Source organism: Bradyrhizobium sp. WBOS08, assembly GCF_024585125.1.
GTDB classification, from domain to species: Bacteria; Pseudomonadota; Alphaproteobacteria; order Rhizobiales; family Xanthobacteraceae; genus Bradyrhizobium; species Bradyrhizobium japonicum_B.
Genome location: NZ_CP028988.1, coordinates 3,333,751 through 3,353,554, shown reverse-complemented (window position 1 = coordinate 3,353,554; position 19,804 = coordinate 3,333,751). Strand labels below are relative to the sequence as shown.

General features: G+C 65.3%; 19 protein-coding genes and 1 tRNA gene. 11 read left to right on the top strand and 9 right to left on the bottom strand.

Features of this window, described 5'->3' with window-relative positions; genetic code table 11:
- Positions 1–50 precede the first annotated feature (50 nt).
- From DCM80_RS15995 to DCM80_RS15985, 3 genes are read left to right on the top strand one after another with little or no spacing between them, the layout of a single operon-like run.
- Entirely contained in the window at positions 51–1,559 is a 1,509-nt protein-coding gene (locus DCM80_RS15995) for a DUF4173 domain-containing protein (protein ID WP_257192567.1), read from the top strand.
- A 13-nt stretch (positions 1,560–1,572) separates the two neighbouring features.
- The gene (locus tag DCM80_RS15990; protein ID WP_257192564.1) at positions 1,573–2,277 is read left to right on the top strand and encodes a response regulator; all 705 of its coding nucleotides are present in this window, start codon (positions 1,573–1,575) and stop codon (positions 2,275–2,277) included.
- Positions 2,274–3,860, top strand: coding sequence for an ATP-binding protein (locus DCM80_RS15985; RefSeq protein WP_257192562.1), 1,587 nt, complete (start codon positions 2,274–2,276; stop codon positions 3,858–3,860). The genes DCM80_RS15990 and DCM80_RS15985 overlap by 4 nt, the downstream gene beginning before the upstream one ends.
- On the opposite strand, the gene DCM80_RS15980 is transcribed toward DCM80_RS15985, so the two are convergent.
- On the bottom strand, positions 3,857–3,997 hold the full coding sequence (locus tag DCM80_RS15980; RefSeq protein ID WP_164718835.1) for a hypothetical protein: 141 nt from the start codon (positions 3,995–3,997) through the stop codon (positions 3,857–3,859). The two genes, DCM80_RS15985 and DCM80_RS15980, sit on opposite strands and share 4 nt — an antisense overlap.
- A gap of 81 nt (positions 3,998–4,078) precedes the next feature.
- Here DCM80_RS15980 and DCM80_RS15975 point away from each other — a divergent pair, with 81 nt between their 5' ends.
- Together DCM80_RS15975 and DCM80_RS15970 are read left to right on the top strand one after the other, a co-directional pair.
- Entirely contained in the window at positions 4,079–4,648 is a 570-nt protein-coding gene (locus DCM80_RS15975; protein ID WP_257192559.1) for an alpha-ketoglutarate-dependent dioxygenase AlkB, read from the top strand.
- 239 nt (positions 4,649–4,887) lie between these two features.
- The gene (locus DCM80_RS15970; RefSeq protein WP_257192557.1) at positions 4,888–5,817 is read left to right on the top strand and encodes an alpha/beta hydrolase; all 930 of its coding nucleotides are present in this window, start codon (positions 4,888–4,890) and stop codon (positions 5,815–5,817) included.
- 16 nt (positions 5,818–5,833) lie between these two features.
- Here DCM80_RS15970 and DCM80_RS15965 read toward each other — a convergent pair whose 3' ends face one another.
- Complete coding sequence (locus DCM80_RS15965; RefSeq protein WP_257192555.1) at positions 5,834–7,396, bottom strand: adenylate/guanylate cyclase domain-containing protein; 1,563 nt, start codon at positions 7,394–7,396, stop codon at positions 5,834–5,836.
- 188 nt (positions 7,397–7,584) lie between these two features.
- Between DCM80_RS15965 and DCM80_RS15960 the strand changes: the two genes are divergently transcribed.
- Positions 7,585–8,676 carry an enolase C-terminal domain-like protein gene (locus tag DCM80_RS15960; RefSeq protein ID WP_257192553.1) on the top strand — a complete coding sequence of 364 codons (1,092 nt, stop codon included), beginning with the start codon at positions 7,585–7,587 and terminating at the stop codon, positions 8,674–8,676.
- 214 nt (positions 8,677–8,890) lie between these two features.
- Complete coding sequence (locus DCM80_RS15955; RefSeq protein WP_257192551.1) at positions 8,891–9,718, top strand: glyoxalase superfamily protein; 828 nt, start codon at positions 8,891–8,893, stop codon at positions 9,716–9,718.
- Positions 9,719–9,821: 103 nt separating this feature from the next.
- Here DCM80_RS15955 and DCM80_RS15950 read toward each other — a convergent pair whose 3' ends face one another.
- The 5 genes from DCM80_RS15950 to cpdR all read right to left on the bottom strand — a co-directional run bounded on the left by DCM80_RS15950 (position 9,822) and on the right by cpdR (position 12,564).
- A complete protein-coding gene (locus DCM80_RS15950; protein WP_257197958.1) occupies positions 9,822–10,931 on the bottom strand; it encodes an ABC transporter substrate-binding protein in 1,110 nt (369 codons plus the stop codon).
- A gap of 170 nt (positions 10,932–11,101) precedes the next feature.
- The gene (locus tag DCM80_RS15945) at positions 11,102–11,656 is read right to left on the bottom strand and encodes a DUF488 family protein (protein ID WP_257192549.1); all 555 of its coding nucleotides are present in this window, start codon (positions 11,654–11,656) and stop codon (positions 11,102–11,104) included.
- Between the two features lie 31 nt (positions 11,657–11,687).
- Positions 11,688–11,915, bottom strand: a complete 228-nt coding sequence (locus tag DCM80_RS15940; RefSeq protein WP_257192548.1) for a DUF2945 domain-containing protein — start codon at positions 11,913–11,915, stop codon at positions 11,688–11,690.
- Positions 11,916–12,054: 139 nt separating this feature from the next.
- Positions 12,055–12,129: transfer RNA gene (locus DCM80_RS15935), tRNA-Val, on the bottom strand.
- Between the two features lie 75 nt (positions 12,130–12,204).
- The gene (gene cpdR, locus DCM80_RS15930; RefSeq protein WP_007597092.1) at positions 12,205–12,564 is read right to left on the bottom strand and encodes a cell cycle two-component system response regulator CpdR; all 360 of its coding nucleotides are present in this window, start codon (positions 12,562–12,564) and stop codon (positions 12,205–12,207) included.
- Positions 12,565–12,897: 333 nt separating this feature from the next.
- On the opposite strand from cpdR, the gene DCM80_RS15925 reads away from it, so the two are divergent.
- Both DCM80_RS15925 and hisN read left to right on the top strand, forming a co-directional pair.
- Positions 12,898–13,788 (top strand): N-formylglutamate amidohydrolase, encoded by an 891-nt coding sequence (locus tag DCM80_RS15925; protein WP_257192547.1) that lies wholly within the window; start codon positions 12,898–12,900, stop codon positions 13,786–13,788.
- Between the two features lie 523 nt (positions 13,789–14,311).
- Positions 14,312–15,094, top strand: coding sequence for a histidinol-phosphatase (gene hisN, locus DCM80_RS15920; protein WP_257192546.1), 783 nt, complete (start codon positions 14,312–14,314; stop codon positions 15,092–15,094).
- An 89-nt stretch (positions 15,095–15,183) separates the two neighbouring features.
- Here hisN and DCM80_RS15915 read toward each other — a convergent pair whose 3' ends face one another.
- A complete protein-coding gene (locus tag DCM80_RS15915; protein ID WP_257192544.1) occupies positions 15,184–16,074 on the bottom strand; it encodes a LysR substrate-binding domain-containing protein in 891 nt (296 codons plus the stop codon).
- A gap of 89 nt (positions 16,075–16,163) precedes the next feature.
- On the opposite strand from DCM80_RS15915, the gene DCM80_RS15910 reads away from it, so the two are divergent.
- Positions 16,164–16,916 (top strand): sulfite exporter TauE/SafE family protein, encoded by a 753-nt coding sequence (locus tag DCM80_RS15910; RefSeq protein ID WP_257192542.1) that lies wholly within the window; start codon positions 16,164–16,166, stop codon positions 16,914–16,916.
- Between the two features lie 125 nt (positions 16,917–17,041).
- On the opposite strand, the gene DCM80_RS15905 is transcribed toward DCM80_RS15910, so the two are convergent.
- On the bottom strand, positions 17,042–17,674 hold the full coding sequence (locus tag DCM80_RS15905; RefSeq protein WP_257192541.1) for a LysE family translocator: 633 nt from the start codon (positions 17,672–17,674) through the stop codon (positions 17,042–17,044).
- 221 nt (positions 17,675–17,895) lie between these two features.
- Between DCM80_RS15905 and DCM80_RS15900 the strand changes: the two genes are divergently transcribed.
- Positions 17,896–19,692 (top strand): adenylate/guanylate cyclase domain-containing protein, encoded by a 1,797-nt coding sequence (locus DCM80_RS15900; protein ID WP_257192540.1) that lies wholly within the window; start codon positions 17,896–17,898, stop codon positions 19,690–19,692.
- The last annotated feature ends 112 nt before the right edge of the window (positions 19,693–19,804 follow it).

Here is a 19,804-nt window from a genome sequence, read left to right as displayed (position 1 = left end):
AGAGCCGTTCACAATGCGTCATGCCAACCACCACGAAAGGTCTTCTGGACATGACGAGCCTGGCGTCGACGATCGCGGACGAAATCAAGCCGATCGGTCATTCCTCGATCCCGGCCAAGGTCGGCCTCGCCCTGGTGCTGGCCGCGCTCGCCGACTGGCTGTTCTACGGACAGCGGGCCGGGCTGTCGCTGGTGCTGTTTGCGATCGCGATCGCCGGCGTGTCGGTGCTCTTCAATCATGCGACCCTGAACTTGCGCCGCGCCATGATCGGCTCGGCCGTCCTCGTCGCCGGTCTCGTGCCCGTGATCGAGGAGCTCAACACGCTGTCGTTCCTGATCCTTATCGCATCGCTGGCGATCGCGTTGCTGCTCTCGACCAATGCGGAAACGACCGGGCTCGCCGACCGCGGCCGCGCGCTACGCAACTTCGTCCTGCTCGGTCCTTTCAGGTTCTTTCTCGATACGCCCCAGGCGTTCAACGCGTCGGCGCTCACCCGCGGCATCGCGCGCTGGCTGCTGCCGGCAGCACTCAGCGCCGTCTTCGTCGCGCTCTTCGCCGCGGCCAATCCGGTGATCGAGCAATGGGTGTCCCTGCTCAATCCGAAGCTCATCCTTCATTATGTCAGCATCCCGCGCGTCCTGTTCTGGGCCTTGATGCTGGCATTGGTCTGGCCGTTCATTCACGTGCGCTGGCGGCGCAAGCCGATCATCGACACCGCTGTGGCCGACGGCCTCGTGCCGCCGCCGCGCCCGCCCGTTGTCGCAGCCGAATTCCTCGGTCCCTCCACCATCCTGCGCTCGCTGATCCTGTTCAACCTGCTGTTCGCGGCGCAGTCCGTTCTCGACGGCATCTATCTCTGGGGCCATGTGGCGCTGCCCGACAATCTGACCTATGCCGGCTACGCGCATCGCGGGGCCTATCCGCTGATCGTAACCGCCCTGCTCGCCGCGGCCTTCGTGCTGGTAGCAATGCGCCCGGGAGGGCCGGCCGAGAACTCGACGGTGATCCGGCCGCTGGTCTATCTCTGGGTGGGACAGAACGTGCTTCTCGTCGCCTCCTCCATCTTGCGCCTCGATCTCTACGTGAACGTCTACATGCTGACTTACTGGCGCATCGCGGCTTTCATCTGGATGGGGCTGGTCGCGCTCGGACTGGTCCTGATCGTGGCCCGCATCGCCCTCCAACGCTCCAACAAATGGCTCGTCGGCGCCAATCTGATCGCGCTCGCGACCGTGCTTTATGGCTGCTCGCTCGTGAACTTCGATGCCTTCATCGCCGACTATAATGTCACGCACAGCCGGGAAGCGTCGGGCAACGGCCTGCCGATCGACATCAACTATCTCCTGACGCTCGGACCACAGGCACTGCCCGCCATCGACAGGGTTATCGCGCTCCGACCCGGCTCGAGCGAGAGCTGCCTTGTGTCGCGACGCGACCGCCTTGTAGAACAGCAGCGCCAGGATCTGGCCTGGCGGAGCTGGGGGTTTCGGAGCTGGCGGCTTCAGCGCAGGCTGGACGCGCTGGCGAAGGATCAGTCCGGCAGCCGGCCGGCGGGGTGAGCGGAGAGTTTTCTTGGCGCATCGCATTCTCATCGTCGACGACGAGGGCCACATCCGCGAGGTCATCCGCGTCGCCCTGAAGAAGGCCGGCATGGACGTGATCGAGGCGCGCGACGGCAAGGAGGCGCTCGGCCGGGTGGCCGCCGACAAGCCCGATCTGATCGTGCTCGACATCGGCATGCCCGAGTTCGACGGCCTCGACGTCTGCCGCGAGATCCGCAAGACGTCCGACGTGCCGATCCTGTTCCTGTCGGCGCGCGACGAGGAGATCGACCGCATCCTCGGCCTCGAGATCGGCGGCGACGACTACGTGACGAAGCCGTTCAGCCCGCGCGAGCTGGTGGCGCGGGTCAACGTCATCCTGCGCCGGCTCAACCCGCGCAACGGCGAGACCAAGGCTGGCCCCGCCGCGCTGGCCCAGGGCGGCCTGCTGATCGACCCCGAGCAGCACGTCGCGACCTTCGCCGGCACGCCGCTGAAGCTCACCGCGATCGAGTTCGGCATCCTGCGCGCGTTCCTGACCCGGCCGACGTCGGTCTTCAACCGCGAGCAGCTGATGCGGGCGGCTTACCAGCTCAACATCCAGGTCTCCGACCGCACCATCGACAGCCACATCCGCAACATCCGCGCCAAGCTCGCGGCGTTGGCCTGCGACAACGTGATCGAGACCATCCACGGCGTCGGCTTCAAGCTCGGCCGCTGCGAGAAAGAGGCATGAAGGCGGCGCCCGACAAATGGCGGCCGTCGCTCGGCCTCGTGATCTTCACGGTGCTGACCACCGTCGCCGTGCTGCCGCTGGTCGGCCTGTTCTTCTTCCGTCTCTACGACAATCAGCTGATCCGCCAAACCCAGGCCGAGCTGATCGCGCAGAGCCGCGTGCTGGCGACGATCTACGCGCAGGAAGTTCTGGCGCGGCTCGACAGCGGGCTGACGCTCGGAGCCGAAGTGCCGCCGAACGTGCTGCCCGATCCCGGCGACCCGGTGACGCCGATCCGGCCCGCGCTCGATCTCACCGCCAACGATCTGCTGCGGCGCCGACCGGATGCGCTGCCCGCATCGCGCCCTGCGCAGCCCGGCTATGTCGAGATCGGCGCGAGACTGACGCCGATCATCCGCGAGACCCAGAAGGTGACGCTGGCGGGCTTTCGGATCCTCGATCCGCAGGGCGTCGTCATTGCCGGGCGGCAGGAGGTCGGGCAGTCGCTTGCCCATATCGAGGAGGTCGCGGACGCGCTGCACGGGCAATACCGCGCGACCTTGCGCAACCGCGTGCCGGACAAGCCCCCGCCGCCGATCTATTCCTTCAGCCGCGGCCTCGGCATGCACGTGTTCTCGGCCATGCCCGTCATCGTCAACAACCGCGTCGCGGGCGTGATCTACACCACGCGGACGCCGAGCAACATCTTCGATCATCTCTACCAGGAGCGGGCCAAGTTCGTGCTGGCCGGTCTCGCCGTCGTGCTCGGCACCATCGCGATCGGCCTGGTGTTCTCGCGCACCATCACCCTGCCGATGCGCGAGCTGATGGACCGCGCTGCGCGAATCGGCCGTGGCGACCGCGAGGCGTTCCAGCCGCTGCGGCATTACGGCACCCGCGAGTTCGCCCAGCTCTCGCACAGCTTCCTCGGCATGGCCGAGCAGCTGGCGGGGCGCTCGGACTATATCGCGACATTCTCGGCCCACCTCACCCACGAGCTGAAATCGCCGCTGACCTCGATCAAGGGCGCGGCCGAGCTGTTGCAGGATTCGGTGCAAGGCAAGGCGGGCAGCCTGACGCCGGCCGAGCAGAACACCTTCATTGCCAACATCCTGTCCGACACCCAACGGCTGGAGGCGATGGCGCAGCGGCTGCGCGAGCTCGCCCGCGCCGAGAGCCTGCCGCAGAACGAGCGCACCGAGCTGGCGCCGGTGATCGCCGATCTCAGGACCCGGTTTCCGGAAAGCGCGATCGCGGCCAGCGGCAGCCTCGAGCGCTCCATCGCCATGTCGGGCGAAAAGGCCCTGATCGTGCTGTCACATCTTGCCGACAATGCGATGCGGCACAAGGCGAGGGAGATCCGGCTGGAGGCAGCCTTCGAGCGCACGACCCTGCGACTGACGGTGAGCAATGACGGTGAACCGATCTCGGCCCCGAACCGCGACAGGATTTTCGACGCGTTCTTCACCACCCGGCGCGACCAGGGCGGCACCGGGATGGGGCTTGCGATCGCCCGCGCGGTGATGGCGAGCCATGGCGGCTCGATCAGCCTCAAGCCGACCGAGAAGGGCGCGGCCTTCGAGCTTCAGTTTCCCGTCGGCTAGATCGCGAACACCCAGGCGGCGACGATGGTGCCGATGGTGACCAGGCCGGCGATGGTCCAGCCGGCGGCATATTCCAGCTCGGGATGACCGGTCGCCCGCATGATCTCTGCCGGATCTGCGGTATGCTTCTGTGCCATGACAGCCTCTCGCACGTTACTTCCCGCGTCCTAGGTAAGTCGCTTGGGGCGGCAAAAGGTTCCGTCACGGAAATGCGAGGAATGACGCAGCTTGGATTGTTCACTGAGCCGGAAGCAGGGCCCTCCGGGCTTCGCCATGTCGACAATTTTATCGAAGCCGCCCTCGAGCAGGATCTGATCGGCCGCATCGCAGCATTGCCGCTGCAGCGCTTCCAGTTCGGCGCGTTCGAGGGCAACCGGCGGGTGGCGTCCTTCGGCTACCGCTATGACTATTCGCTGCAGCGGCTGGCCGCGGCGGAGCCGATCCCGGACTGGCTGCTGCCGATCGCGCGCCGGGTCGAGGCCTGGGCGGGACTGCCCGAGGCCAGCGTCCGGCAGGTGCTCTGCACCGAATACGACATCGGCGTCGGCATCGGCTGGCACCGCGACAAGCCGCAGTTCAATGAGGTCCTCGGACTGTCGCTGGGCTCGGCCTGCAAGTTCCGCTTCCGCCGCCGAAGCGGCGACAAATGGCAGCGCCACACGCTCGAGGCGCAGCCGCGCTCGCTTTACTTGATGCAAGGCGAGGCGCGCTCGCAATGGGAGCACAGCATCCCGCCGGTCGAGGCGCGCCGTTACTCCATCACGTTCCGGACCATGAAATGGGCCTGACGGCCCCTCCAAGCTAAAAATGCGAAAACAACCCCATGCACAGTAGAGCGCAAGCGCTTTGTGCCCTCGAACGTGCCTTTCTGGCGCGGCCGCTTGCCGCACCGGCAGCCCGTTCCGCGCCGGCCGCGCATCTGCCGAAGGTGCCGCGAATTCGCCTCAAGGCCGGCTGACTAATGAGGCGAATTGAAAAGACGGGCCACATCAGCGGGCCAATATGGGCCCCGAAGGCCGGCATCACCATGAAGAATTACCTGACGATTTTCCTGCTCCTGACCATGACGGCGGCGTCTGCCCATGTCGTATCACCGGCCAGGCTGACGGGCCCCTCAGACTTCGTCCGGGTCGGCCTCACCGATTCCGACACCACCGCCGGCGGCACCGCGCGGCTGTGCGAGCAGGTCACCTTCACGCGCGGCCTGCGCTACGGCGAGAGCGAAGCCAACGTGCTCGATGTCGCCGCCAGCGCCACCAAGGCGGACACGCCGCGGCCGGTGCTGCTGTTCGTGACCGGCGACACGTTCACCGGCGACCACGCCGCGCCGGAATTGTCGCGCCAGATCCAGGACCAGGCGATGTGCTTTGCCGCGCGCAACGACATGATCGGCGTGCGCGTCAACTACCGCCTGGCGCCATTGGCGACCTGGCCGGCCGGGGCGAGCGACGTGGCGGCGGCGCTGTCCTGGGTTCACGGCAATATCGACCTGTTCAACGGCGACGCCCGCGAGATCGTTGCGGTCGGCTACGGTGCCGGGGCCTTCCATGTCGCCACCCTGCTGGCGCATCCCGAGTTTCAGACCGACCGCGCCGATGTCGCCGCCGTCGTGCTGGTGTCCGGCATCTACCGCGCCGGCAAGGACGCGAGCGACAGCGAGAAGGCCTATCTCGGCAGCGATTCCGGTCAATACAACAAGCGCTCGGTTTTCCCGGGCATCCTCAATGTCGATGTGCCGATCGTGCTGGCCTGGGCCGCCGACGATTCCGCTGGCACCGTCGCACAGGGCGAAACCCTGAAGAAGACGCTCTGCGGCGCCGGCCATTGCCCGCGCAGCGCGCTGCTGCGCAGCCGCGACGGCATCGCGAGCGCCTTCGGTCTCGACGGCTCCGGCGACAGCCTCGCCGAGCCGACGCTGCTGCTGGTGAAGCAGCTGGAGGCACGGGGGTTGCCGTAGCGGCCGACCGGCACTCTCACGCCGGCTTCAGCGAAGCCAGCGCGCTCTCCAGCAGCGCGCGCACCCGGGCGGCATCGCCTGACTTCACCACCGCAGGATCGAGATAGAGCTCGAGCCCCGGCGCGCGCTCGGTGATGATGCCGCTTCGCTCCGCCGCCCCGTCATCGAGTGCATCGACCGAATAGGGAATGACCTCGCGGCTGATCCCCTTCATCGTGATCGCCGGCAAAGCGTGGGCGCGGACGATGTCGCTGACCAGCGCGAAAGTCTCGTAGCTGAGCACGATGCCGCCAGGCTCGGCGATCGACTGCAGGCGCGCGGCGAGGTTCGCCTCGGCGCCGATGATGGTGTAGTCCATGCGGTCGGCGCTGCCGAAATTGCCGACATTGCAATAGCCGGAATTGATGCCCATGCGCGAGCGGAACGGCTGCTCGATGCCGGACGCCCGCCATTTCGCGTTCAGCTCGGCCAGGCGCTGCTGCATGCGCCAGGCCATCTGCAGGCAGGCCTGCGCATCGGCGCGGTCGCCCCTGGTCTCGGGATCGCCGAAGAAGATCAGCATGGCATCGCCAATGAACTTGTCGATGGTGCCGCCATGATCGTGGGCGATCGCCGACATCTCGGTGAAGTATTCGTTGAGGAGCTGGGTCAGCTGCTCCGGCTGCAGCCGCTCTGCGGTGGCCGTGAAATTCTGGATGTCGGAGAAGAAGATGGTGAGCTTCTTGCGCTCGGTGTGGATGGTGACGTCCTTCTGGCCCGAGAAGATGCTCTTGTAGACCTGCGGTGGGATGTAGCGGGAGATCTTCATCGAGAGCGAGGCCAGGAAGTCGTTGGCGGATTCGAGCTCCTTGTTCATGCCCTTGATGCGACGCGCCTGGCGGCGCTGCAGCGACAGGAACGCGAGGCCGCTGCCGGCTGCGATCACGAAATAGGCCAGCAGGAACTTGAACGAGAAGATGTTGGCGGCGATCGGCTGCGCGATGATCACCTCCTGGATGCCTCTGACGTCGCCGACCTTCCAGTCCTTCTTCGGGCTCTCGGGATGGCTGTTGTGGCAGCTCACGCAGGCCGGGCCCATCGTGACGGGCGCGACCAGGCGGACCTTGTCCGAGAACAGCGAGGTCTCGGTGTCCACGATCTTCTGCTCGGGGTCCTTTCGAAGCGCCTCCAGCGCGTCCTTCTCGAACTTGTCGAGCTGGTGGGGCGCGCGGTTCTGGAACGGGAAATCCGAGACGAAGCGGTAGGTGATGTTCTCCTGCTGCGCGCCGATCACCCGTCCGAGCTCCAGCGACAGCGTCGCCGGAATCGGGATCGCGCCGGGTACGGATTCGTAATTGTGCACGACCTTCGTGGTCCCGTTGGGGTTGGCCAGCACGCGCCCGACCACGTTGGAGGCGTAATAGCCGCGCACGCTCGTGATCACCGAATTGAGATCGATCGCCTGCCGGCGCAATGCCGTCTTGCTGAGCTCGGTCAGGTCCAGCCACACGGCGAGCGGCAAAGCGAGCAGGAGGAAGGCGATCACGGCCCCGGTGAGGATGCCGTTCTTGCGCTGCTCTTCGGAGATCTCTCGTTTCACGCTGTGGCTCCGTTCTGTGCGATTTGCCGCAAATTGCCAGAATCCGTGGCAGGGAATGCGGCGGCACAGAGCCCATAATTGCAGGCCGGCGCAACCCCATTTTATGATGTCGCAGCAAATCGCTTTTCGTTTGATCACGGATGCTTAAGATCGGCATCGATCTGCATCCGCCCGGCCGGGAGAAGCCCATGACCGAAACCATCCGCATCAAGCGCTTCCAGGCGCGCCCCGTGATCGTGCCGATGAACCTGCCGCTCCAGACCGCGACCGGCGCGGTCGCCAAGGCGCCGCTGGTGCTGATCGACTGCGAGACCGATCAGGGAGCAATGGGCCATGCCTATCTGTTCTCGCTCACGCCCTCGGCCCTGAAGCCGCTGGCGGCGATGGTCACGGAGATGTCAGATCTCCTCGCCGGAGACGAGCTGCTGCCGTTCGAGATCGAACGCAGGCTGGCGCAGCGCTTCACGCTGCTGGGCCTCGCCGGCCTGCAACGGCTGGCCCAGTCCGGCATCGACATGGCGGCCTGGGACGCGCTTGCGCGCACGCGCGGCCTGCCGCTGGCACGCCTGCTCGGCGGCACGCCGAAGCCGGTCAAGGCCTACAATTCGAAGGGGCTCGGCATCATGCCGGCGGGCGCCGCCGTCGAGGAAGCCCACAAGCTGCTGGCCGAAGGCTTCCAGGCCGTCAAGATCCGCGTCGGCCGGCCCGATGCGCGGGAGGATCTTGCCGTCGTGCGTGCGGTCCGCAAGGCCGTCGGCGACCAGGTGACGCTGATGTGCGACTACAATCAGGCGCTGACGGTGACCGAGGCCATCCGCCGCGGCGAGATGCTCGACGACGAGGGCCTCACCTGGATCGAGGAGCCGATCCGCCACGACGACTATGCCGGCTGCGCCCGCATTGCGGACGCGCTGCATACGCCGGTGCAGATCGGCGAGAACTTCGACAGCGCGTTTTCGATGCAGGCCGCACTGTCGGCGGAAGCCTGCGACTACGTCATGCCTGATGTCCAGCGCATCGGCGGCGTCACCGGCTGGCTGCGCGCCGCCGCGCTGGCGCATGCTGCCGGCATCGAGATGTCCTCGCATCTGTTCTCGGAAGTCAGCGCGCATTTGCTCTGCGTGACACCGACCGCGCACTGGCTGGAATATGTCGACTGGGCCGACGCGGTGCTTTCGACGCGGCTGCAAATCAAGGACGGCTTTGCGCTGCCGAACGAGCAGCCCGGCAACGGGATCGCGTGGGACGAGGCGGCGGTGAAGAAGTATCTGGCGGAATGATCACGGGCACGGCTTCGTTATCGAGACGTTCTACGACGTCGGTTGACAAGCGCGGCGCTCTCAAGCAGGATTTCGCCGGGTAGATACCGCCTGCCGCTTGCGCCCTTCGGGGTATGGTAAAGTGTATCGGACCGCCGCCCGCTTCCTTTGCTCACGCGAACGGGTCAGTAACGCAAGCTCTGACATTCTCCGTTCATATGCAAAGGAACAGAGCATGCGCGATTTCCGCGACGCCAAAGCCATGGCGCAAACACTCCGCGACGCCCTCGGCACCCGATCCGTCTCGCTCAAGATCAGTGAGAGCCTGGAGCTCATCGCGAAGATCCTGGGCTTGCCCGACTGGAACGTGCTGGCAGCCAAGATCCGATCCGCAGGCCGCGGCCAGGACAGGAGCATGACTGACGGTATCGAGGACGCAGAGCAGGTGATCGAGCTTTCGCCCGAGGTGCTGGACCGCTACGCCGGCACGTATCAATTCCACAATGCCGTGTTCACCGTCAGCCGCGACGACGACCAACTATCGGCGCGACTGAGCGGACAGGCCGCGGCCCGATGTCATGCCGTGAGCGAAACGGAGTTCGTGGCGAGGGAGATCGGGGCGAGGCTTCGCTTCATGCTCGGCGCAAACGGCGTTCCGACGGCCGTGGTGCTGAACCAGCGTGGCAACGCCCACACCATGCAACGCATCGACCCCGGCGCGGCGCAGGAGCTGCAGCGCGCGATCGAAGATCGCGTGAAGAGCCGCTCCGCCAGTCCGGGGACCGGGGCCGCCCTTCGCCGTCTCATCGAGGGCGTCGCCGCCGGCAATCCCGACTATGCGGAGATGAGTGCGGATCTGGCCGACGCCACCCGCAAGCAATTGCCGCTGCTGCAACCAGGCCTTGCCGAGCTGGGCCCGATCGAATCGATCGAATTCCTCGGCGTGGGACCGCAAGGGCAGGACGTCTATTCGGTCTGGCATCAGGGCGGCGCATCGCACTGGCAAATCATGCTTGACCGCGACGGCACCATCATCTCGGCGTTCGTGACTCCGGGGCCGTGATTGGACGAGCGCAGCACCACCTCAAGGCAGCACCACCTCAAGGATGACTGCATTGCCGGGCGCGACGCATCGCGCCAAGCGCCAAGCGCCTGCTGCCCGGCTGCTATTTCATCAGCCTGAAGCGGCCTCCTTCCACCTTGATCAGAAACGCCGAGCGTTCGTCGTAGCCGTTGTGATCGGTTGCACTCATCGTGGACAGGCCGTTGTTCAGATATACGTCCTTGACCCGCTCGAGCTCGTCGCGAAGGGCGGTGCGAAACTCTGCCGTGCCGGGCTTCGCCCTCTTCAACGCGTTCGGGATCGCCGTCTGGAGAAGCGCCATCGAATCCCACAGATGCGCCGCGAAGATGTTCGGCTTCTGCCCGTTCGCCTTCTCGTAGGCAGACGCGAACTGATCCCGAACCTTGCGGAAAGGATCGTCCGCCGGCAGATCATCCGCGATCGTGAACGCCTCGCCGGTGAACACGGCGCCTTCGACGCTGGCGCCGCCGAGCTTGATGAATTCCTCGGTAGCCACACCGTGAGTCTGGTAGATCTTGCCGGAATAACCGCGCTCGCGCAGGGCCTGCTGCGGCAGCACTGCCGGGGTGCCCGCCGAGGCGATGAAAACGGCGTCCGGATTCGTCGCCATCACCTTGAGGGCCTGACCGGTCACGCTGGTGTCGGCGCGCGCATAGACCTCGTGCGTGGTCACGGTCAGGCCGAAGGTCGGAGCGAGCCGGCTCACCTCCTTGTAATAGCCCTCGCCATAACCGTCGGACACGCCGATATAGCCGAGCGTCTTGGCGCCCGACCTGGCGATGTGCTTGAGGATCGCGAGTGCCATCAAATCGTCGTTGGGAACGACCTTGAAGGCCCATTTGCGCCGTTCGTCCATCGGTTGGACGATGGCTGTCGCTGCGGCCAGCGAGATGATCGGTGTCTTGGCTTCCCAGGCGACATCGAGCATCGGCATCGTCACGGGCGTGAGCGAGGAGCCGATCAGCGCGTCGACACCGTCCTGGATGACGAGCCGGCGGGCGTTCTGAATGCCCTTGGTCGAATCCGATTCGTCGTCGAGGGGGATATAGACGATCTTCTCACCGCCGATCTCCCTGGGCAGGGCCGCCACCGTCCGCATCTGCGGCTGCCCGAGCGCCGAGCCCGGCCCGGTAGCAGAAACCACGATTCCTACCTTGATGTCGGCCCTGGCGCCGGGGACGGCGAGAACCATTGCGGTGCAGACGCACAAGGCGGCAAGGCAGCGCCTGATCATGATGTCCTCCCTCGAGTTATATTTCGCAGACGCAATGTCGCTCCGGCCGCGGCGAATGTCTGTCCCTACCGCTAGGGACAAATCCGGGCTCAGGACGGAGCGCTCTGGGCTGTCGGCCCACGCCGCGTTCACCGGCTGGATGCGGCCTGGGTCTCCGCCGGATAAGCCAGGCGCCTATCGGGCAGCGCTCGCGCAGCCGGATTGATCTCGGCCGGTTTGACCTGCCCGGGCCCGAGAATGTGAAACACCGTCTCGCCGGCTGCGATCAGGTAGTCCGTGATGATCCGCCGGTGGCATCGCCACCACAACGTCTCCGCGCACATGATGGCGCAGCGCTGCACCTGCCCTAGAGCCAGCAGATGCGCCAGCCCTTCATGAAAGGCCGCGCTCATGGCGTGGTCGGCATAATTGTGGAAGCTGCCGTTCTGCCAGAACGCATTGATCTCGCGCGGCACCTCGCGCTTGCGGCTACGCAGGCCGCCAAGCGAGGCAATGTGCTCGTAGCCGATCGAAACGGCCGCGAGCGACTGAGGGAGGGTCTCGCGATTGTACTGTGGGTTGGTGCGGGAGCGGGGCACGGTGCGAACGTCGGCCACGAACGTGACCGAGCTGTCCTGCAACAATCGGGCGAATTCCTCGATCGAACGGGTGGCATGACCGATGGTGAAGAACGGATGAGCCATGGACGCCTCGCCGGCTCGGCTCACGGCGCCGTCAGCTCTTCAACAGCCGCAAGGCGCGGCCCTTGTGCAGGGCGACGTGATCCGTCTTGTCGCTCTTGATCTCATATTGCGGATCGTCCGGGCTGGCGTGGTGGGTGTAGCCCTTGTAGTCGACGTCCCTCCTGTGCACGCGCTGGATATGGCCGCGCACACGGCCGGCCTCGGAATTCCAGCTGACGTGATCGCCGCGCTTGAAGGATTTTGTGGAGGGCTTTGGCATGACGGAACAATGCCTGGCGGCAGGGAGTGTTCCAGACCGAGAAAGACGCACCAGTCCGTCTACGCTCTTCGAGCTACGCCGGACACGCTTCGCCATTATTGGGCGTGGCCGCGCCACGCGAAGCCTTTTCGGCGAAGCGTGGTGGGCGCGACAGGGATCGAACCTGTGACCCCTACCATGTCAAGGTAGTGCTCTCCCGCTGAGCTACGCGCCCTAATAGTCCACTTGCGTCGGGTGGGGTCCCTATAACGGCTCAAGGGACCCTGTGCAAGGACGGAACGGGGCCTATTCAGGCCGCCAGCATCTTGTTCACTTCGCTGACCAATTCGCGCAGGTGCACGGGCTTGGACAGCACCTTGGCGTTCTTGGGAGCGTCCGAATCCGAGTTCAGGGCGACCGCGGCAAAGCCGGTGATGAACATGATCTTGATGTCGGGGTCGAGTTCCGAAGCCCGGCGGGCGAGCTCGATGCCGTCCATCTCCGGCATCACGATGTCGGTGAGCAGCATCTCGAACGGCTCTTCCCGCAGCCGCTGATAGGCGGCCATGCCGTTGTCATGGGACGAGACCTGAAAACCGGCGTTTTCCAGCGCCTTGACCAGGAAACGGCGCATGTCGTTGTCGTCTTCGGCGAGCAGGATCTTTGGCATGGCAGGAATCGTCGCATCCCCAGAGGATATCAGTAGAGGTCACTAAGCCCGACAGAGGGTAAATTTGGGGTGAAAATCTTTACCCTGGGCCGGCTGCGCTGCCGCACTCTTGTGAACCGGAAAGCGGCTCGAATCAATCGAGCCGCGCCGCCGCGTCCCCGCTTCCCTGCCCGCACGGTTAAGACGTGTTCCAATGGACCGATACATCTTTTCGCTTGGCAGAATGGTTGCGATTCCGGACAATGACGACACATAAGAGCCGCATCCATCGGCCGAATCAATGCGGTCTGGCTCCCTGCCAGATCCCGGCGCGAAGGGACGAAGCCTGAGAAGATGACCCGGTTTGACGGCGAGACGTCGCCAGCCTTCGAGATCGTGGAGCCCGCGCAATGGCGCGCGCCGGTCATCTTCAACTCGCCCCATTCCGGCTCGACCTATCCGGACGAATTCCTCGCGGCGTCCAGGATCGACCTGCTGACGCTGCGCCGGTCCGAAGATTCCTTCATGGACGAGTTGATCGGCCACTTGAGCGAGCGCGGTTTTCCGACCGTCAGGGTCAACTTTCCCCGCTCCTATGTCGACGTCAATCGTGAGCCCTATGAGCTCGACCCGCGCATGTTCACCGGGCGGCTGCCGAGCTTCGCAAACACCCGCTCGATGCGGGTCGCCGGCGGCCTCGGCACCATTCCGCGCGTGGTCGGCGACGGCCAGGAGATCTACCGCGACCGCATTCTGGTTGACGACGCGCTGGGGCGGATCGAGACGCTGTACAAGCCTTACCATCGCGCGCTGCGCCGGCTGATCAACAAGGTGCACCAGATGTTCGGCACCGTGGTGCTGGTCGATTGCCACTCGATGCCCTCGGTCGGCGTGGCCCGTGACGAGCCGCGCCGGCCCGACGTCGTGATCGGCGACCGCTACGGCACGAGCTGCACGCCGCTTCTGCCCGACCGGGTTGAGGAGACCTTGACCGGCCTGGGCTATTCGATCGGCCGCAACAAGCCCTATGCCGGCGGCTTCATCACCGAGCATTACGGCAATCCCGCCAGCGGCCTGCACGCGGTGCAGCTCGAGCTCAACCGCGCAATCTACATGGACGAGCGGCGGCGCGAGCGCGGTCCGCGCTTTGCGCAGGTGGCGAGCGATTTCGGCGTTCTTGCCGACGTGCTGGCGACCACGATTCCGTTCGGCGATCTCGGCCCGTTCCAGGCGGCGGCGGAATAGTCGCCGGCTTCTCTCTTCAACGAGTATATTCTGAGCGCGATCGCGTTTTCGCTTCGCAAGCTTGCGCGCCCCAAACGAAAACGGCGGCGGCAAGAAAAAAGGGCCGCTCGCGAATGACGCAAGCGGCCCAAGTCTAGGGAGGAAACGCCCAAGGAGGGCAGCGGTAACGCCAAGCGCTACCGCACCGCAACAATATGCGACCGCGCCGCACAAAGCGCAAGGGCTTTTGAGCCATTTCCCATGCAATACGCACATGGCTCAGTTGCTTCCAGGGAAACCCAGATTCAGTTTCTTTGATAAGGAATTTCAATGGGTTGATAGATGTTTGCATACGAACGAGGCAGCGGCGGAACTAAGTTTTCAACGTTGTGATCGATATTTGGCCAGGAGATGACTGAGGAACGCGGCGCGTGGCGGCATCCAAAATACCAGGGTGCAAATCAAGACAGCGCTGCCCGCGGAAGGCGAATTGAGCTAGGCAGGAGGCCAGCTTCACCCAACTTTCGCTTCGAGGACCTGGCCTGTGACGGTGATCGACTTCTCCGCCTTCATCGGACGGCTCGCCACCGCCTCCGGCGAAACCATCCTGCCGTTCTTCCGCACCTCGCTGTCGATCGACGACAAGAGCAAGACCCGGGAATTCGATCCGGTCACCGAAGCCGACCGCGCCGCGGAGGCGGTGATGCGCCGGCTGATCAAGGCCAATTTCCCCCAGCACGGCATCGTCGGCGAGGAATTCGGCAGCGAGCGCGAGGACGCCGACTATGTCTGGGTGCTCGATCCCATCGACGGCACAAAATCCTTCATCGGCGGCTTTCCGATCTGGGGGACGCTGATCGCGCTGCTGCACAAGGGCGCGCCGGTGTTCGGCATGATGCATCAGCCCTTCATCGGCGAGCGCTTCTCCGGCGACAACGGCTCGGCCAATTACAAGGGACCCTCCGGCGAGCGCCGGCTCCAGGTCCGCCGCTGCGCCTCGCTCGCGGAAGCGACGTCCTACACAACGAGCCCCCTGCTGATGAACGAGAGCGATCGCGCCGTTTTCGGCCGCATCGAAAAGGGCGCACGGCTGTCGCGCTATGGCGGCGACTGCTATTCCTATTGCATGCTGGCCGCAGGTCACGTCGACCTCGTGGTCGAAACCGAGCTGAAGCCGTACGATATCGCGGCGCTGATCCCGATCGTGACCGGCGCCGGCGGCGTCGTCACTACCTGGGAAGGCAAGCCGGCCCAGGGCGGCGGCCGGATCATCGCGGCCGGCGACGCCAGGGTGCACGAAGAAGCGCTGAAGCTCTTGAACCAGTAGCGAGCGGGCTTAGGGCTTGCATCACTGACGCGGGAGCGGAGACGGCGCGGTAGGTGGTTCTCATCCTCCGCTGGAGGGGGAGCGCCGCTTCACACCGCCTCTGCCCTCAAATGCTCCACCAGCATCTTCGCCGGCCGAGGCAGCGCCTTGAAGCTGCGCGCGCAGATCACCAGGCGGCGGTTGGCGAAGGCATCGCGCAGCCGAACAACCACGAGCGGCATCAGCTTGGCGCAGCGACGGGCGGCGGCCTCGGGCACGAGGGCGACGCCGACGTCGGCTGCGACCATCTGGCAGATCGCGTCGAAATCGCGCAGCCGCGCGCGGAAATGCGGGCGCATGCCGAGACGCGCGGCATGCTTCGAAATGTGCATCTGCAACGCGGTGGCGCTGGTCAGCCCGACGAAGTCGTAAGCCCCCGCCTCCTGAAAATCGATCTGGCGCCGGCCGGCGAACGGGCCGCGGCGCGCAGTCACCAGCGTCAAGCGGTCTTCGCTGAACACGAAGCGCTCGATATGGTCGGGCAGCGCGTGCTCGGCGGCAAAGCCGAGATCGGCCGCGCCCGCGGTGATCGCCGCCGCGATGTCGGTGCTCTCGCGCTCCTCGATGTCGACGGCGACGTCGCGATGCTCGCGCAGGAAGCCGGCCAGCGCCTTGGGCAGATGCTCGGACAGGCCCGAGGTGTTGGCGAGAAAGTGCACGCTGGCACGCACGCCGGAGGCAAAGCCGGCGAGGTCGCCGCGCATGGCCTCGATCTGGTGGATGACGAGCCTGGCATGATCGAGCAGGCTCTCGCCGGCCGCGGTCAACTCGACGCCCCGGCGGCCGCGCTTGAGCAGCGCGACGCCGAGCGCGTCCTCGAGCCCCTTGATGCGCGCGCTGGCCGAGGCCAGGGCCAGATGCGAACGTTCCGCGCCGCGGGTGATACTGCGCTGGTCGGCGACCGCGATGAAGAGCTGAAGGTCGATGAGGTCGAAGCGCATGGCAGGTCTCCCCAGCCTTCGCCTCTAGCGAAGGCTGCCTCCGTAACCTCCAGATTGTGCGCCGGCACGGCTTCGGTCAATGTGCCCAAATGATCGACCCGCTCCTCATCCTCATCGCTGCCGTCTTCCTGATCGCCGGATTCGTCAAGGGCGTGATCGGTCTCGGCCTGCCGACGGTGTCCATGGGCCTGCTTGCGGTGAGCATGACACCGAGCCGCGCCATCGCCATCGTGATCGTGCCCGCCATCGTCACCAACATCTGGCAGACCTTCGTCGGCCCGTATTTGCGCGACATCCTGCGGCGGCTGTGGCCGCTGATGCTCGGCACCGTGATCGGCTGCTGGCTCAATGCCGGCGCGCTGACCGGCCCGCATGCGCGCTACGGCACGATCGTGCTCGGCGTTCTGCTCGTCGTGTATGCGGTGATCGGGCTGAACAAATTCAAGTTCCACGTCGCGCCCAGAAACGAGAAATGGGTTGGCGGCGTGGTCGGTGTCGTCACCGGTGTGATCTCGGCCTCGACCGGGGTCCAGGTGATCCCCTCGATGCCGTTCATGCAGGCCATCGGCATGGAAAAGGACGAGCTGGTGCAGGCGCTCGGCGTGTTCTTCACGACGGCGACGCTGGCGCTCGCCTTCAACCTCACCGCCGTCGGGCTGTTGACGCCGAGCAATGCCGTGCCGGGCGCCGTGGGCCTCGCCATGGCCTTTGCCGGCATGTTCATCGGCCAGTCGGTACGGGCGCGGATGCCGGCCGAGTCGTTCCGTCGCTGGTTCCTGATCGCGATGATTTTGCTCGGCCTCTATCTTGTCGGCAGCGCGCTGGCGAAGGGATTTGGATAGGGCAGAACGTAGTAGGGTGGGCAAAGCGAAGCGTGCCCACGCATTCTTTGTCACCGAGAGAGGTGGTGGGCACGGCGCAAGTGCGCCTTTGCCCACCCTACTCATCCCTGAGCCGTTCGAACGAGTTACCGGCTCTCCAGCATTGCGACGCGGATGCCGAGATAGATGAACAGGCCGCCGAGGGCGCGGTTGACCCAGGCGATCGCGCCCTCGGACTGGCGCAGCCGGTGGGCGGCTTTCGCCGCGAACGCCGCCAGCACCAGGCACCACAGCGTTCCCGTAAAGATGAAGATCAGGCCGAGCGTCAGGAAGGCGAGCGGCTTGTGCGGCGCATCGGCTGCGACGAATTGCGGCAGGAAGGCCAGGAAGAACAGCGCGACCTTGGGATTGAGCGCGTTGGTGAAGACGCCCTGGAGGAAGACCCGCCGCAGCGAGCTGCGCACCGGCTCGTCGATGGCCGCTGCCAGCACCGGGCGCGACCACAGCATCTGGAGCCCGGTCAGGACGAGATAGGCCGCACCGACCAGCTTCAGGATCGAGAAAGCGGTCGACGAGGCCATCAGCAGGGCCGAAAGGCCGATCGCCGCGGCCGCAACATGGACGAAACAGCCGCAACTGATGCCGAAGGCGGCAGCGGCGCCGCCCCGCCAGCCCATCTGCATGCTGCGGCCGATGACGTAGACGGAATCGGGCCCGGGCGTGACGTTGAGCAGCACCCCCGACAGAATGAACAGCCCGATCTCGTGAATGCCCAGCATGCGAAGTATCCCTGCCGCCTTCCGGGCGGTTCGCCACCACTTAGTCGGCTCGTTCCGCGCCGTCCACCGCCGGAACTGCGTGGGATTTACCTCGAATTTGCAATGCGGATCCTACTATCGCCCGGCTGCATCTGCTCTATAAGGGCAGGGTTCTTGAAATGCGGGATTCGAGGCGACTGCCACGCCGTGGCCGGTCTGTCCTCCCTTGGAGCTGCGAGAATATGGAAAGACGTCTGGCCGCCATTGTCTGCGCCGATGTCGCCGGCTATTCGCGCATGATGGGCAGCGACGAGGCCGGCACCCATGCCGCCTTCAAGGCCCATCGTGCCGCGATCCATCCCATCATCCTCAATCACGGCGGCCGCGTCGTGAAGAACACCGGCGACGGCTTCCTGCTGGAATTCGCCTCCATCGTCGGCGCCACCGAGGCCGCGATCGCGATGCAGACGTTGATGGCGGAGCGCAACCATCATCTGCCCGCCGACCGCGCCATGCAGTTCCGCCTCGGCATCCACATGGGCGACGTCATCGCCGACGACGACGAGGTGTTCGGCGACGATGTCAACATCGCCGTCCGCCTGGAATCGGTGGCGAGCCCGGGCGGCTTCGCCATCTCGGCCAAGGCCTTCCGCGAGGCCAGCAAGCATCTCACCGTGCCGCTGGTCGATGCCGGCAACCACCGCTTCAAGAACATCAAGGATCCGATCGGCGTCTTTACCTGGACGCCCGAGGGTGCCCCGGCGCTCGCCCCCGAGCTCCGCGAAGCATCCGCCCTCTCGCAACAATATCGCACCGCGATCGTCGGCGTGCTGCCCTTCGCCAATCTCAGCGACGCCCAGGACGAATATTTCTCCGACGGCCTCACTGAGGATCTGATCCACGCATTGTCGCTGCAATCCTTCTATCGCGTGCTGAGCCGCAACTCGACCTTCGCTTTCAAGGGCAAGAACACCAGCACGCGCCTGATCGCGCGCGAGATCGACGCCACCTATCTGATCCAGGGCTCGGTGCGTCGCGCCGGCGCCAAGATCCGCGTCACCGCCGAGCTGATCGCGCCGGAGACCGGGGAGCAGCTCTGGACCGGGCGCTACGACCGCGACATCGGCGACCTGTTCGCGATGCAGGACGAGATCACCACCAACCTGTCCGCCGCCATCGCCACCGAGATCGTCCGGGCCGAAGCTTCCGCGCCGGCGCGCCTGTCGACGGATGTGACCGCCTGGGACCGTTTCCTCAAGGGATTGTCGCACTATTACCGGCTGACCCAGGAAGACTCGACCGCCGCCATCGACCTGTTTCGCGAGGCCATCCGCCTCGATCCCAAACTGTCGATCGCGCACGCTTATCTCGCCACGATCCAGATCCAGAGCATCCAGTTCGGCTGGGTCAAGGGCACCCGGGAGATGTGGGCGGAGGCGATGAACCTCGCCGAAACCAGCGTCCGGCTCGATCCGCGCTCCTCCTTCGCGTTCTCGATCCTGTCCTGGGTCCACGCCATGGAGGGCCATTACGAGGCCGCGATGGACGCCGCCAAGCGTGCCGTCGCGCTGAACCCCTACGACAACGGCGCACGCGGCGTGCTCGGCATCTGCCATTTCGTCATCGGCGAGCACCGCGAGGCGATCGAGCTGTTCTCGATGGCGTCGCAACGCGACAACAGCGACCCACGCTACCAATGGGCGGCGCTGAACGCCTTCAGCCACTATCTGTTGCGCCAATATGACGCGACCCTGTCATGGGCGCGCGAGCAGCTCTACATCAACCCCAACCACATGCAGGCGCTGGCGATTCGTGCGGCCGCGTTGGCGCAACTGGGGCGAAGCGACGAGGCGAGCGAAGCCGCCCACGTGCTGATGAACAACTACCCGACCCTCAACGTCGACCGCCACCTGCGCAATTTCCATTGGAAGAAGCCCGAACATCTCGCCCATTATCGCGAGGGCCTGCTGAAGGCCGGCGTGCCGCTCGGCAAGCTGACCCTGGTTCAGAGCGACGTCAAACGCGCCGCAGAGTCCTGACGGGCGCCGGGGGACACCATTCCGGTCCTTGGCGGCCTCACGCCTACTCTTATTGACACGACAGTGAAATCGGCCACACTTCGTCACACGCTGAAGTAGTATATTGTGCTGT

Bases quoted from the DNA above. Each gene is read 5' to 3' on its own strand.
- DCM80_RS15995 (WP_257192567.1), top strand. From the start codon at position 51: ATGACGAGCCTGGCGTCGACGATCGCGGACGAAATCAAGCCGATCGGT.
- DCM80_RS15985 (WP_257192562.1), top strand. From the start codon at position 2,274: ATGAAGGCGGCGCCCGACAAATGGCGGCCGTCGCTCGGCCTCGTGATC.
- DCM80_RS15980 (WP_164718835.1), bottom strand. From the start codon at position 3,997: ATGGCACAGAAGCATACCGCAGATCCGGCAGAGATCATGCGGGCGACC.
- DCM80_RS15975 (WP_257192559.1), top strand. From the start codon at position 4,079: ATGACGCAGCTTGGATTGTTCACTGAGCCGGAAGCAGGGCCCTCCGGG.
- DCM80_RS15970 (WP_257192557.1), top strand. From the start codon at position 4,888: ATGAAGAATTACCTGACGATTTTCCTGCTCCTGACCATGACGGCGGCG.
- DCM80_RS15960 (WP_257192553.1), top strand. From the start codon at position 7,585: ATGACCGAAACCATCCGCATCAAGCGCTTCCAGGCGCGCCCCGTGATC.
- DCM80_RS15955 (WP_257192551.1), top strand. From the start codon at position 8,891: ATGCGCGATTTCCGCGACGCCAAAGCCATGGCGCAAACACTCCGCGAC.
- DCM80_RS15950 (WP_257197958.1), bottom strand. From the start codon at position 10,931: ATGGTTCTCGCCGTCCCCGGCGCCAGGGCCGACATCAAGGTAGGAATC.
- DCM80_RS15945 (WP_257192549.1), bottom strand. From the start codon at position 11,656: ATGGCTCATCCGTTCTTCACCATCGGTCATGCCACCCGTTCGATCGAG.
- DCM80_RS15940 (WP_257192548.1), bottom strand. From the start codon at position 11,915: ATGCCAAAGCCCTCCACAAAATCCTTCAAGCGCGGCGATCACGTCAGC.
- cpdR (WP_007597092.1), bottom strand. From the start codon at position 12,564: ATGCCAAAGATCCTGCTCGCCGAAGACGACAACGACATGCGCCGTTTC.
- DCM80_RS15925 (WP_257192547.1), top strand. From the start codon at position 12,898: ATGACCCGGTTTGACGGCGAGACGTCGCCAGCCTTCGAGATCGTGGAG.
- DCM80_RS15915 (WP_257192544.1), bottom strand. From the start codon at position 16,074: ATGCGCTTCGACCTCATCGACCTTCAGCTCTTCATCGCGGTCGCCGAC.
- DCM80_RS15910 (WP_257192542.1), top strand. From the start codon at position 16,164: ATGATCGACCCGCTCCTCATCCTCATCGCTGCCGTCTTCCTGATCGCC.
- DCM80_RS15905 (WP_257192541.1), bottom strand. From the start codon at position 17,674: ATGCTGGGCATTCACGAGATCGGGCTGTTCATTCTGTCGGGGGTGCTG.
- DCM80_RS15900 (WP_257192540.1), top strand. From the start codon at position 17,896: ATGGAAAGACGTCTGGCCGCCATTGTCTGCGCCGATGTCGCCGGCTAT.